Genomic DNA, 12,737 nt, shown 5'->3' on the forward strand with positions numbered 1-12,737 from the left:
TCCGCAACTTCGGACGACAGCACGGCCCCGGCATAGGGCAGAGTTGTAAGAAGTATCACAGAGCAAATCTGCAATTGCAGATCTGTGCTCTCGAACGTTCATGTCGAACGAACTGACCCTGGCTTACGGATCACACTGCGATCAGCAGAAATCTCGTTCCGCCATGACGCTGCATCAAGGGGACTGCATCAAACTCCGCTCTGGGGAAGGCCCCTTTCAGGTGATCGGGATTGACGACGACCACGACCGTTGCTGGATCCGTCAATGGCCGCTTGAGCCCGATGGATCTCCTGTATTCGAAGTGGCCCTTGAACAGATTTCCAGCGCGATCTCCGAGAGCGATTGACGACAAATCATGCCTAGAGGGCGTTGAATAGCCATTGCATTGACGAACCGCTGCGTGACTGATCGCCGTCGCTTCAGCCTTCAGGCCAGCGTGTTGATCGGATTGGCCCTTGCTTTGAGCCAAAGCGCTTGTCAGCCCAAACGCCAAAGCGACCGACTAACGGTTGCCAGCGCCGGGCGCATTGGCTCGCTCGATCCCGCTCTGGCAAGCACCACAGGAGTGCTTCAGGTGCTCAGTGCTCTCGGCGACACGCTCTACATCCGAGGCACAAGCGGGGAGCTTCAGCCCCAATTGGCCGCATCCATGCCTGTAGTCAGTGAGGACGGGCTCAGCCTGACGATCCCTTTGCGCCGGGATGTGCTGTTCCACGACGGCAGTCGCTTTGATGCAAAGGCGATGGCTTTCAGCCTGAATCGCTTCCTACGCATCGGCTCACAGCGTTATTTGCTGAGTAATCGCATTGCAGCGATTGAAACCCCCACCCCCTTCGAGATCCGCCTGCGCCTCAAGGAGCCCTCCAGCTCGATCGAAAGCCTGCTCACATCCCCGTATCTCACTCCCGTCTCTCCCAAGGCCTACGCCGACCATGCCGATCGATTCTTGAATGATCGTTTTGTCGGGACGGGCCCATACATTCTCAACAGCTTTCGCAACACCCAACAGCGTCTACTCCCGTTCCGCCATTACTGGGGCAAACCGCCGAACAATGTGGGACTGGACCTCATCAACCTCAGCAATTCCACAGCACTGTTTGGAGCCCTCGTCAGCGGAGAGGTGGATGTGTTGCTGTCGAACTCCATTGATGAAGATCAAAAACGAGCCTTAAGCCAACGGGCTGAAAAGCAGCTTCTGCGCGAGAGCAAAGGCCCCGCCATGAACATCACGTTCGTGGCCCTGCGCAGCAACAGCCCGCCGATGCAACGTCAAATCGTGCGTCGGGCACTCGCTCATAGCTTGGATCGCCGGCTGATCAGCACCCGAGTCAGCTACACCCAGAGAGAGCCATTGCGCTCACTGATTCCACCCAGTTTGCGGGGAGGCAGAACCGAACCCTGGCCCACCTACAACCTGGCCACAGCGCGCACGTTGTTTCAACAAGCTGGCTACTGCACAGGTCGTCGTCTGCAAGTGCCTTTCACGTTCCGCACCAACGTGCCCTCCGATCGCTTAATGGCCCTCACCTGGCAAGCTCAGCTGAATCGCGATCTCCCCGATTGCGTGCACATGACCCTCAACGGAGTGGAGTCGACCACCGTCTACAAACAGCTCAGCGAAGGATCGTTCGAGGCGGTGATCCTTGATTGGAGTGGCTCCTATCCAGACCCTGAGGCCTATCTCTCCCCATTGCTGAGTTGCAGCAGCGGGAAAGGCAACATCTGTGAGGCTGGGGAAGCCGTGGATGGCGGCACGTTCTGGACGGCACCAAAGCTGCAAAAAGCCCTGCGCCTTAGCGACATGCTGCAGGGCCGTCCGCGGCTCGAGGAACTGGCCAGCGTGGATGCCATGGCCGCAGAGGGGACGCCCTATATCCCGGTCTGGTTTGTGGCTCCCAAAGCCTGGTCTCAGCTTCGTTTAAACCCTCCCACCTTTAATGGCAGCGGACTCGTGAATCTGGCCCAACTGGGAGAGCGACGCTGATGGCACGGGGAAGGGAGCTTTTTCGCTATTGCGCAACGCGACTCGCGCTTGCTCCACTCATGCTTTGGCTGATTGCCAGCCTGGTGTTTCTGCTCTTACGCGTCGCCCCTGGAGACCCGGTGGATGCGGTGCTTGGCAGCAGGGCTCCAGAGGCCGCAAAGGCCGCCCTACGCGCCAGCCTCGGACTGGATCAATCGCTGTGGCATCAATATTCCAATTTTCTCGGCGGACTGGTGCATGGCGATTTAGGCGTTGCCCTGGTGAACAACGAGTCGGTGCGCTCGATTATCAGCAAAACGCTTCCCGCAAGCCTGGAATTGGGCATCACCGCCTTGATCATCTCGGCCGTTCTGGGCTTGGGCGTGGGGTTTAGCGGAATTGCCCGCCCCGAGGGGAAATTTGACCTTGCAGGCCGCTTCTACGGAATTGGCACCTACGCGTTACCACCTTTTTGGGCAGCGATGCTGATCCAACTTGTGTTTGCGGTCATGCTCGGCTGGCTTCCCGTAGGCGGCAGATTTCCTCCCAGCTTGATCCCCCCAGAGGGCAGCGGTTTTCTGATCTTTGACAGCCTGGTCAGCGGCAATTGGTCTGCCCTCCAAGGCACGATTCGACACCTCGTGTTGCCCGCATGCACCTTGGGCCTCCTCCTCAGCGGCGTGTTCACGAACGCGCTACGCCTCAATCTGAATCGAACCCTGAAATCCGATTATGTGGAATCAGCGCGGAGCCGTGGGCTAAGCGAAACCCAAGTCGTGCTCCGCCATGCCCTTCCCAATGCGCTGTTGCCCGTGCTCACCATTGCAGGCATCACGGTGGCATCGCTCATTGGTGGAGCTCTGCTGATTGAAGTGACCTTCTCCTGGCCCGGGATTGCGATGCGCCTTCAAGAAAGCATCAACCAACGCGACTACCCGGTGGTCCAAGGCATCGTTGTAGCCATCGCCGCCCTCGTCGTGATGGTGAGCGTGGCGGTTGATCTCTTGGTAGCGGTGCTCGATCCGCGTATCCGTTACTGATGCACCAGGGCTGACGCCGCTTCGCGATCGAGCCGATGCAGGTGAAGCTCTCCAAGCTTCAAATGCAGGGTCTTGGCCTTAAAGCGCTGCGCACCCTTGCGCTGTTCTTGCTCCACCAAGAATTGGACAACTTCTTGCTCCAAAAGCGCCTGCACTTGGAGCGGCTGAACACCCACCAGATCTTCTCCCAGCTGAAAGAGATCCTCGCCCTGTCCGCCTTGCCTCTGCCCCTCAACGCGCACGGGGGAGAAATGACTAGCACCCTCCACAAGCACCACCCGGCTCGAGGGGTCGGCCGGCATCGCCAACAACAAGCCCAACTGTTCGCTGATCGGTGGCGTGATCAGATCGAGGGTGCCACCAGTGAACAACACAGGCACGTTGACGGTTTTGGAAAGGGAGTCCGCAGGCCAGAGCAAGCTGCCAAAACTGTTGAAGCCGATCACAGCCGACAACGCAGGGGGTGCCACCTGCTGTGGCAAAGACACATCCACCAACTGACACTGCAAAAGGCGCGACAAGTTGCTGAGCGGCAAATCACCCAACGCTGACGAGCAACGACGCGCAAGACCTGGAGCCGGCCTGGCACCTGTTGACAGCAGAGCACTAAAGGCACCCAGGGAGTGGCCAGCGAGGACCAAACGTTCACCGGGAACCTGAAACACCCCCTGATCGCGGGCCTTGAGCAAAGCATCAAGATCCTGAAGCCGAGCGGGAAGCACTTCCGCCCCTGGAGGGGGAAGACGCCCCTCTAAGAGCGCCTGGACCGCTTCGTCATCGCTGCCAGGGTGAGCTGGCACCAAGACGGCCCAGCCGCGACGACTGAGGCCGCGGCCAAGCCAACGAAAATGATCTGGGCTGCCGCCTAATCCAGGCATCAGCACCAGCCACTGCTCACGCTTTGGGGCCCCCTCCACAGGCAACCAAAGCTGAAATTCCAATGGCTCCTCGCGATGGCTGACCGCCAAGGACATCAAGCGCGGTTCCAACAACGGATCAAAATCTTGGCTGGAGACCCCAGCACGATCAGAGGCTGAGGCCGTCACGGGGAAGCGATCCAGGCTGCGCACCAGGTTTTGTTGGCGCTCAAGTTGTATCCGCCAACTGGATGCCAGCTCGAGCAAGAGATCAAGATCAAGACGAACGCTTTCGGCAGGCAAGGCCTCCAGCAAATCCAGGCTGGAGACCTGCTGCTGTCGGGTTAAAAGTTCGTTGATCGTTTGACGAACGATCACCCCCTCGGTGTCATCGTCCACCCGCACTAAATCAGACACTTGATCCAACAATTGCCGGCCGGCCCAGCTGTTCAACAGCTGGCGAGCCATGCTGCGATCAAGGATCACAGGAGCCTGCAGCAGCTCCAAAACCCCTGCGCGACTCTCGGGCTCTAACAGCGAAAACCAAGTGCTGAGCTCGGAACGGTGGCGTCCATCTGAGCGGGCCCATTTTGCTAAATCGCCAATGGAGAACGGAATCACCGTGCCATCGATCTGCACTTCCAGCTGAGAAGCAGCCCACAACGGACGCGGTGATACGCCAAAAAACAGCAGACTGCACACACAACCTGCAGCTAATCGCAGTCCTGTTGAGCGTCTTCGCAAGGCCAAGACCAGTTCACTGGTGGAACCAGTTTCCCGCACCTTTGCAAGAAGTGGCGTTTATTCGCCTGCTCGCTTCGTTTGGAGCAGGTGGTGTCATCTATCTGACACCGATCGTGTTTCACCAGGCGAGCTTTACGGCAGTGCAAGTGAGCCAAGGATTGGCGGCCTCTGCCTTGATCGGCACGGTGGCAAGGCTGTTGAGTGGCGTCTTGCTGGACCGCGGTCTGACCTGCTCATGGCCAGTCCGAGCCGCTGCCCTGCTCGCCTTGATGGCGGACTTGGTGCTGTTTCAGGCCACAGGCTTCAACGGCTACCTCGTTGGACAGTTGCTGATCGGGGTGGCGGCCGGCCTCTACTTCCCAGCGATTGAATTGGCCGTTCCCTTGAGCTGCAGCGGTTTCACGTCCAGCCGTGGATACGCTCTCGCTCGCAGCGCTGACGCCTTAGGCGTTGCCGCTGGCGCCTTATTGGGTGCGGTGTTGACCGCCATGGAGATGATCCGGATGGTTTACGCGGTGGAAGCTGCGGCCGTGCTGAGCATGCTGGTGGTGTTGTTGCTCACGCCCCTACCGGACGGAAGGGCTGCGCTGCTGCATCCCAGCACCGCAGCAAGCAACAACCATGAATTGAATGCTGAAGCGGAAGCCAAATCGGCCCAAGAAGCTGATTGGCGCTGGCTTCTGCCCCTGATTCCAGTGCTGATTGTGAGCGTGATTGCCACAGGAATCGTTTCATTGATGCAGAGCGCTCTTCCCCTCGACATGGTGCGTGGAGGGCTTGCCCGCGCACCACTCAGCGAAGCCTCCAGCGGCGGCTTAATCGCTTGGCAGCTTCTTCTGTTGATGGTGCTTCAGTGGCCCATCGGCAACTGGGTGGCAAAGCGCAGTCTGCGTTTTGGCTTAGGAATGGGCTTGCTTGGCTTCATCACAGGCTGCCTTTTACTGGCTGGATCATCGCTTTGGGCCGGAGGCAGCAGCCTGATTGCCCTTGCGATGGTTCCGATCGCCTTTGGGGAGGCTGCTTTTTTACCAACGGCCGCAGAAGCCATGGTGGAAGAGACACCCCTGCAACATCGCGGTTTAGCCATGGCCTTGTTCTCGCAGTGCTTTGCGATCAGTGCCATCGCAGCACCTCTCCTAGCGGGTGCCCTCTTAGACCAACAGGGTCATGGCTTGGTGCTTTGGTTGTTGATGGCCGGCACCTGCTTGTTAGTGGTCCCACTGTTGAAGGCCGTCCGACCCCGCTACAAGCCAAATTTGAGCGGAAGCCCCATTGAAGAAGCGTTAGATGACACGAACCAGAGAACTGCTGCGCTCCATTAAAAATTTGCGCATCCTGCGCGAGATTGCATCCACCGAGGGAGGGCTCCATGGGGTAGGAGACCTCATCGACAACTTCCTCGACAGTGAAGCGATGCAGGTTTCCATCGCACGCTTTAAGGCGTTGCCGGGCGGTACCGAAATGATGGAGCAACGCTTCCCAGCCTTTCAACCAAACATTGAGACGCTGGAGTTGCTTCCGGAAGGAACACTGGGGCGTGCCTATGCGGGAATGATTCGCCGCTTGAATTACGACGCCGACTTTTTCCGACCCCGAGACACCAGCACAGAAGCGCTCTGGCTCACCCAACGCATCGCCACCACCCATGACATTCATCACGTGATCGCCGGGCTCAACACCCAAGCGCAAGGGGAATCAGCTGTGTTGGCGATCACCGCCACTCAGATTGGCTTCCCCGCCTACGTGCTTCTCAATCTATTGGCCAGTTTTAAGGCCTTCCGTTTTCAACCAGCAGAACACGAAGCCATCAGTCGAGCCATTGCACACGGACAGCGCGTCGGCCTGCAGGCCAAGCCCCTCGTGTTGCAGCGTTGGGAGGAAGGCTGGGAGAAACCATTGAGCGAATGGAGAGAGGACCTCGCCATCCCGATGGCTACAGGCGAGACTTTCAACGCGAACTACGCGTAAGCCGATGATGCCCCGCAGACATTTGCTCTGGATCAGCCTTGGTTGGATGCTGAGTCAATCAATCCTTTGGAGTGGGGCACACGCCCAGACAACCGAAACGTCTGTGCAAAGCATGCGTCGAGGTCTCGTGGGTCAATCGGCTTACGCAGCCTGCAAGGTGATCCACGCCGACTACAGCCAAAAGCGTGCTGATTTGATCGTGGAAGCTGCGCTTAAAAACAATCATTGGGAGTCGCAAAAGGACTGGTTAAAGTCTCCCCAAGCAACACAAACCATCAAGCTGGTAAGTGAAGCCATGAACAAAGAATGCACAGACTTTAATCAAGACAGCGATCAATTTGTTCCAGCGATGGAAGCCATTGAAGCTCTTTGAGAAACACTCAGAAGAACTTTTTAATCAGAAAAATTAATTGCCAATTTAAAGACAGAAACGTCACCTCCCTCTTTTCTTACAGAGTCTTGGTCAGCAGGTAGGTCGAAAATCTGGGATCTAAAATGGCGTCCTTTCAAACAAAAGAGCAAAGTCGGAGAGACTTGTCAGAGGAAACCTCATCAAGAAGATTAAGTCCGTGAACTAGAAACTTTCTCCTTACGACGCTAAAAACAAAACTTGGCAATTTTCAATTTTAGAATTTAAACACGCGAGCAAAATCACTCTCAGCGACTTTTTGCTTATACCTCTCCTACTGATTAACTATTTCTCCCAAGTCGACTATACAACGATCAATTAAACATTAAACAAAAATTCCATCACATCACCCTCAGCCACCAAATAGTCCTTCCCTTCACTACGCAACCAGCCCTTATTTCGAGCTTCAGGAAGTGAGCCTGCCTCCAGCAACTTCTCCCAACCGATGGTTTGTGCACGGATGAATCCACGCTCAAAATCAGTGTGAATCACCCCTGCTGTTTGCGGTGCCGTCATACCAGCTCGGAATGTCCAAGCCCGCGTTTCCTTTTCACCAGTTGTGAAGTAGGTGCGTAATCCCAACAAGCGATAGGTGGCACGAATGAGACTGCGCAAGCCTCCTTCACTCACGCCAAGGCCTTCCAGATAATCAGCACATTCTTCTTCGCCCAACTCCACCAGCTCGGCCTCCACCTGCGCTGAAATGCGCACAGACTCAGCACCTTCTTTCTCTGCAAGGGCTGCGACTTCGTCGCAGTAGCCATTGCCCGCAGCCAGGTCGTCTTCGCTCACATTGGTGGCATAAATGATTGGCTTGGCAGTGAGCAGTCCAAGCGGCTTGATCATCAAAGCTTCTTCATCCGTTAGCTCAATGCTGCGTGCGGCGCCTCCGGCTTCGAGCACCTCTTGAATGCGTGCAAGAGCCTCGTCTTCTACCTGCGCTTCTTTGCTCGTACGCATTTGCTTCTTCAACCGCTCACGCCGCTTCTCGATCTGAGAGAGATCGGCCAAGCCAAGCTCAAGATTGATCACCTCTGCATCGCGAGCAGGTCCCACCGATCCAGACACGTGAATGACGTCGTCGTCTTCAAAGCAACGCACCACATGAACAATCGCGTCGACCTCACGAATATTTGACAGAAACTTATTTCCCAAGCCTTCGCCCTGACTGGCGCCCTTCACCAAACCGGCGATGTCCACGAACTCCATTCGTGTAGGGATGATCTCTTTGCTCTGACTGAGGTCAGAAAGCTTCTGGAGGCGATCATCAGGGACCGCCACCGTGCCCACATTCGGCTCAATCGTGCAAAACGGAAAGTTCGCAGCTTGCGCCTGCGCGTTGGCCACGAGGGCATTGAACAAGGTGGATTTGCCGACATTGGGCAACCCGACGATTCCAGCTTTAAGCATGTGGGCAAATCTATCCACCGGCCCTCAACAGCCTCTACAGCCACAAACCTCAATAAGCACACGCCTACGCTTCTAATACGTGACTGATCCGTGCAAATTTCCAGTTCACGCGTCGTTTCATCAGGACACAAGCGAGACTGTGTGTGAAGTTCTGATACAGGCGGTGTCATGGTCAGCCAACAACGGCAAACCCCAGTACTCGCCAAGGACCATGACTTGACCTCTCTTACCCGCCTCAGCAGCAATCGACGACGACGCAAACGCTTGCTGATCGCTGGCGTGGCCGCAGCACTTCTGGGCGGCGGAAGTTTGATTTGGACGCTGAACAACAATCGCAGCGGAGGCCGTGACCTCTCCGACTACACCGTTGAAGCCACCCGTGGATCGCTTCCCGGTGTGATCACTGCGAGCGGAGAGTTAGAGGCGATTCGCCGGGTCAACGTGAGTCCAAGACGTCAGGGTTTGCTCGAAGCCTTGCTCGTTGACGAAGGAGACCGCGTGGAGAAAGGGCAGGTGGTTGCCCGCATGGATAGCGGAGACTTTCAAGACCGAATGGATGAGCTCAAGGCCTTGGAACGTCAAGCCAAAGCCGACTACGAAGCCAAAACCGCCGACTATCTGCGCCGTCGCAAGCTGTTTAACAATGGTGCGATTAGCGAAGCCGATCGCGATGACTTTCAAGCCAGTTATCTGATCAGCAAAGCCAACTTTGAAGCAGCCCAAGAAAGAGTCCAACAACGGGATGTGGAGGGTGGCGAACTCTTGATCAGGGCCCCTTTCAGCGGAGTGATCACTGAGCGCTATGCCGAACCCGGCTCCTTCGTGACACCCACCACAGCAGCATCCTCCTCAGCGGGAGCAACCAGCTCATCGATCGTTGAGCTCTCCCAGGGCCTAGAGGTCACCGCAAAAGTGCCGGAAAGTGATATCGGCAGGATCAAAATCGGCCAGGTTGCCAACGTGCGGGTTGAGGCCTACCCCGATCAAAGCTTTGCCGCTGAAGTGCGCGACATCGCCCCGCGTGCCGAGAAAACCAACAACGTGATTTCGTTTGAGGTGGAACTCACCCTTCTCGATCCGCCTCCCTTCCTGCGCATCGGCATGACCGCGGACGTGAATTTTCAAACCGGTCGCACCGCAGCGAGCACCCTGGTACCAACCGTGGCGATCGTGACCGAAGACGGCAAACCGGGCGTGTTGCTGGTGGGCAAAAACGATCAACCCACCTTCCAGACCATCGAACTGGGCTCCAGCGGTGGCAGCCAGAGTGCGATTCTCTCCGGAGTGAAACCGGGAACCCGGGTGTTCATCGACTTGCCGCCCTGGGCAAAACAGCGCGACTAATCCAGCCCACCCCCGCCGAAACCCATGAGCTCCAACTCCGATCAACCCCTGCTCCTGCTGGTGGACGGACACTCACTGGCGTTCCGCAGTTTTTACGCCTTCAGCAAGGGCGGGGAGGGCGGACTGGCCACCAAAGACGGAACGCCAACGAGCGTGACCTATGGGTTTCTCAAGGCCTTACTCGACAACTGCAAAGGGCTGAAACCCAACAGTGTGACGATCGCCTTCGATACGGCCGAACCCACCTTCCGCCATAAGGCCGACCCCAACTACAAGGCCCATCGCGACGTCGCCCCGGATCACTTCTTCCAAGACCTTGAGCAGCTCCAAGACATTCTGAAGACGCAGCTCCAGCTGCCCCTCTGTCTGGCGCCAGGCTTTGAAGCCGACGATGTGCTCGGCACATTGGCCAACCGCGCAGCCGCAGAGGGATGGAGTGTGCGCATTCTCAGCGGCGATCGCGACCTCTTCCAACTGGTGGACGACAGTCGCAACATCGCTGTCCTTTATATGGGTGGCGGTCCCTACGCCAAGAGCAGTGGCCCCACCTTGATCGATGAAGCTGGCGTCCAAGCCAAGCTCGGCGTGGCTCCCACCAAGGTGGTGGATCTCAAGGCTCTCACCGGAGATAGCTCCGACAACATCCCTGGCGTGAAGGGCGTGGGTCCGAAAACAGCGATCAGCCTGCTGAAAGACAACAACGATCTTGATGGCGTGTATCGGACCCTGGCCGAGGTGGAAGAGGAGGGCCCCAAAGCGAGCCGAGGCGCGATCAAAGGGGCGCTGAAAGGCAAGCTTGCCAACGACAAAGACAATGCCTACCTGTCGAGGCACCTGGCGGAAATCCTGGTGGACATTCCCCTCCCGGAGGAGCCCAAACTGGAGCTGGGCAGCGTGGACGGTGATGGCCTCAGTCAGCGTCTTGAAGAGTTAGAGCTGAACAGCCTGATCCGCCAGGTCCCCAACTTTGTCGCCACCTTTTCCAGTGGTGGATTAGCTGCCAATGCCCACCTGCTCGCCTCCGCGGAGGAGCCACGCACCATCAAGGCCAAGGCCACAACAACAGAAGGGGCCGAAGCAACATCCGCCGCTGATTCCAGCCAAACCCAACCGGTCTTACAGCCAGACGTCATTCAGACCCAGGATCAACTCAAGTCCCTGCTCACGCAGTTAAAGAACTGCCGCGATCCACTGGCCCCCGTGGCCCTCGACACCGAAACCACCGATCTCAATCCCTTCCGAGCTCAGCTCGTGGGCATTGGCGTTTGCTGGGGAGCGAACCCTGGTGATCTGGCCTACATCCCGGTGAGTCATCAAGGCGATCCCATCCCAGAGCAACTTCCACTGGAAACGGTGCTGCAAGCGTTTGCGCCTTGGCTTGCCAGTGGTGAGCACCCCAAAGCCCTTCAGAACGCCAAATACGACCGGCTGATTCTGTTGCGACACGGCTTACCGCTGGCAGGCGTTGTCATGGACACCCTGCTGGCTGATTACCTCAGGGATGCGGCAGCAAAACATGGCCTGGATGTGATGGCCCAGCGGGATTACGGCATTCATCCCACCCTGTTCAGCGATCTGGTGGGAAAAGCCAAGGACGGCAAGGCCAGCAATTTCTCCGAAGTGCCCCTCGAACAAGCCGCTCAGTACTGCGGCATGGATGTGCATCTCACCCGCAAACTTGCCATCGACCTCAAGCAACAACTGGAGGCATTAGGCCCTCAGCTTCCCGAATTGCTTAGCAAGGTGGAGTTGCCCCTTGAGCCGGTCTTGGCCGTGATGGAGGCCACGGGGATTCGCATTGATGTGCCCTATCTCAAAGCGCTCTCCTCCGAAATCGGAGCCAACCTGGAACGACTTGAGGCAAGCGCAAAAGAGGCTGCAGGGCTTGACTTCAACCTGGCATCCCCCAAGCAACTCGGCGACTTGCTGTTCAACACCCTCGGGCTGGACCGCAAAAAATCGCGGCGCACCAAAACCGGGTACAGCACCGATGCCACCGTGCTTGAAAAACTCGAACAAGATCACCCCGTGGTGCCCCTGGTGCTTGAACACCGGGTGCTGAGCAAATTAAAGAGCACCTATGTGGATGCGCTGCCCCAACTGGTGGAAGCAGAAACCGGACGGGTCCATACCGACTTCAACCAAGCGGTCACGGCGACAGGTCGGCTCAGCAGCAGCAACCCCAATCTGCAAAACATCCCTGTACGCACTGAATTTTCGAGGCGAATCCGCAAGGCCTTTTTGCCCCAAGAGGGCTGGCAACTGCTCAGTGCCGACTATTCGCAAATCGAACTGCGCATTCTCACGCACCTATCCGGAGAAGAAGTGCTGCTCCAGGCTTACCGCGACGGAGACGATGTCCACGCTCTCACCGCTCGCTTGCTCCTCGACAAAGACGAGGTGTCGGCCGATGAACGACGTTTAGGCAAAACCATCAATTTCGGCGTGATTTACGGCATGGGCGCCCAACGCTTTGCACGCGAAACAGGTGTCAGCCAAAGCGAAGCCAAAGACTTTTTGAGCAAATACAAAGAGCGCTATCCCAAGGTGTTTGCATACCTTGAATTGCAGGAACGTCTCGCCCTCAGTCAGGGCTACGTGGAAACCCTTTTGGGGCGCAGGAGACCTTTTCACTTCGATCGCAATGGGCTCGGCCGCCTCAAGGGAATGGATCCCCTCGAGATCAATTTGGAGGTGGCGCGTCGCGGCGGGATGGAAGCACAGCAACTGCGCGCCGCGGCCAATGCTCCGATCCAGGGCTCGAGTGCCGACATCATCAAATTGGCGATGGTGCAGCTTCAAGCAGAACTTGAAAGCAAAAACCTGCCAGCCAGGCTTCTTCTACAAGTGCATGATGAACTGGTGCTCGAAACGGAACCCGAGGGACTTGCCGTTGTTCAGGAGCTCGTGGTGGAAACCATGAAAAATGCCATCCATCTATCTGTTCCTTTGGAGGTGGAAACAGGCAGCGGAGCAAACTGGATGGAATGCAAATAATTGAC

Annotated in this window: 10 protein-coding genes; 8 read left to right on the forward strand and 2 right to left on the reverse strand. The window is 57.1% G+C overall.

What is annotated here, in order from left to right:
* Positions 1–100 precede the first annotated feature (100 nt).
* The 3 genes from DXY38_RS10830 to DXY38_RS10840 are packed head-to-tail and all read left to right on the forward strand — an operon-like array spanning position 101 to position 3,003.
* Positions 101–346 carry a hypothetical protein gene (locus DXY38_RS10830; protein WP_115071657.1) on the forward strand — a complete coding sequence of 82 codons (246 nt, stop codon included), beginning with the start codon at positions 101–103 and terminating at the stop codon, positions 344–346.
* A gap of 54 nt (positions 347–400) precedes the next feature.
* Complete coding sequence (locus tag DXY38_RS10835) at positions 401–1,984, forward strand: ABC transporter substrate-binding protein (RefSeq protein WP_115071709.1); 1,584 nt, start codon at positions 401–403, stop codon at positions 1,982–1,984.
* Positions 1,984–3,003, forward strand: coding sequence for an ABC transporter permease (locus DXY38_RS10840; RefSeq protein WP_006852233.1), 1,020 nt, complete (start codon positions 1,984–1,986; stop codon positions 3,001–3,003). Before DXY38_RS10835 ends, DXY38_RS10840 begins: the two co-directional genes overlap by 1 nt.
* Here the strand turns inward: DXY38_RS10840 and DXY38_RS10845 are convergent.
* On the reverse strand, positions 2,997–4,643 hold the full coding sequence (locus tag DXY38_RS10845) for an alpha/beta hydrolase (protein WP_115071658.1): 1,647 nt from the start codon (positions 4,641–4,643) through the stop codon (positions 2,997–2,999). The two genes, DXY38_RS10840 and DXY38_RS10845, sit on opposite strands and share 7 nt — an antisense overlap.
* An 11-nt stretch (positions 4,644–4,654) precedes the next feature.
* Between DXY38_RS10845 and DXY38_RS10850 the strand changes: the two genes are divergently transcribed.
* Genes DXY38_RS10850 through DXY38_RS10860 form a run of 3 tightly spaced genes read left to right on the forward strand, consistent with a single transcriptional unit; the run spans position 4,655 to position 6,945 of the window.
* Positions 4,655–5,926 carry an MFS transporter gene (locus DXY38_RS10850; RefSeq protein ID WP_115071711.1) on the forward strand — a complete coding sequence of 424 codons (1,272 nt, stop codon included), beginning with the start codon at positions 4,655–4,657 and terminating at the stop codon, positions 5,924–5,926.
* On the forward strand, positions 5,892–6,572 hold the full coding sequence (locus DXY38_RS10855; protein WP_170952929.1) for a Coq4 family protein: 681 nt from the start codon (positions 5,892–5,894) through the stop codon (positions 6,570–6,572). The genes DXY38_RS10850 and DXY38_RS10855 overlap by 35 nt, the downstream gene beginning before the upstream one ends.
* Before the next feature lie 7 nt (positions 6,573–6,579).
* Positions 6,580–6,945, forward strand: coding sequence for a hypothetical protein (locus DXY38_RS10860; RefSeq protein WP_115071712.1), 366 nt, complete (start codon positions 6,580–6,582; stop codon positions 6,943–6,945).
* Between the two features lie 354 nt (positions 6,946–7,299).
* On the opposite strand, the gene ychF is transcribed toward DXY38_RS10860, so the two are convergent.
* Positions 7,300–8,391, reverse strand: a complete 1,092-nt coding sequence (ychF, locus tag DXY38_RS10865) for a redox-regulated ATPase YchF (RefSeq protein WP_115071659.1) — start codon at positions 8,389–8,391, stop codon at positions 7,300–7,302.
* Positions 8,392–8,559: 168 nt separating this feature from the next.
* Here ychF and DXY38_RS10870 point away from each other — a divergent pair, with 168 nt between their 5' ends.
* The gene (locus tag DXY38_RS10870) at positions 8,560–9,735 is read left to right on the forward strand and encodes an efflux RND transporter periplasmic adaptor subunit (protein WP_115071660.1); all 1,176 of its coding nucleotides are present in this window, start codon (positions 8,560–8,562) and stop codon (positions 9,733–9,735) included.
* A gap of 24 nt (positions 9,736–9,759) precedes the next feature.
* Entirely contained in the window at positions 9,760–12,732 is a 2,973-nt protein-coding gene (polA, locus tag DXY38_RS10875; protein WP_115071661.1) for a DNA polymerase I, read from the forward strand.
* Positions 12,733–12,737: the final 5 nt, after the last annotated feature.

The sequence above is a fragment of the Synechococcus sp. UW179B genome, assembly GCF_900474245.1.
Lineage (GTDB): Bacteria > Cyanobacteriota > Cyanobacteriia > PCC-6307 > Cyanobiaceae > Synechococcus_C.

Coding starts and splice junctions, on each gene's coding strand:
- DXY38_RS10870 (WP_115071660.1), top strand. CDS start 8,560: ATGGTCAGCCAACAACGGCAAACCCCAGTACTCGCCAAGGACCATGAC.
- DXY38_RS10855 (WP_170952929.1), top strand. CDS start 5,892: ATGACACGAACCAGAGAACTGCTGCGCTCCATTAAAAATTTGCGCATC.
- DXY38_RS10840 (WP_006852233.1), top strand. CDS start 1,984: ATGGCACGGGGAAGGGAGCTTTTTCGCTATTGCGCAACGCGACTCGCG.
- polA (WP_115071661.1), top strand. CDS start 9,760: ATGAGCTCCAACTCCGATCAACCCCTGCTCCTGCTGGTGGACGGACAC.
- DXY38_RS10830 (WP_115071657.1), top strand. CDS start 101: ATGTCGAACGAACTGACCCTGGCTTACGGATCACACTGCGATCAGCAG.
- ychF (WP_115071659.1), bottom strand. CDS start 8,391: ATGCTTAAAGCTGGAATCGTCGGGTTGCCCAATGTCGGCAAATCCACC.
- DXY38_RS10860 (WP_115071712.1), top strand. CDS start 6,580: ATGCCCCGCAGACATTTGCTCTGGATCAGCCTTGGTTGGATGCTGAGT.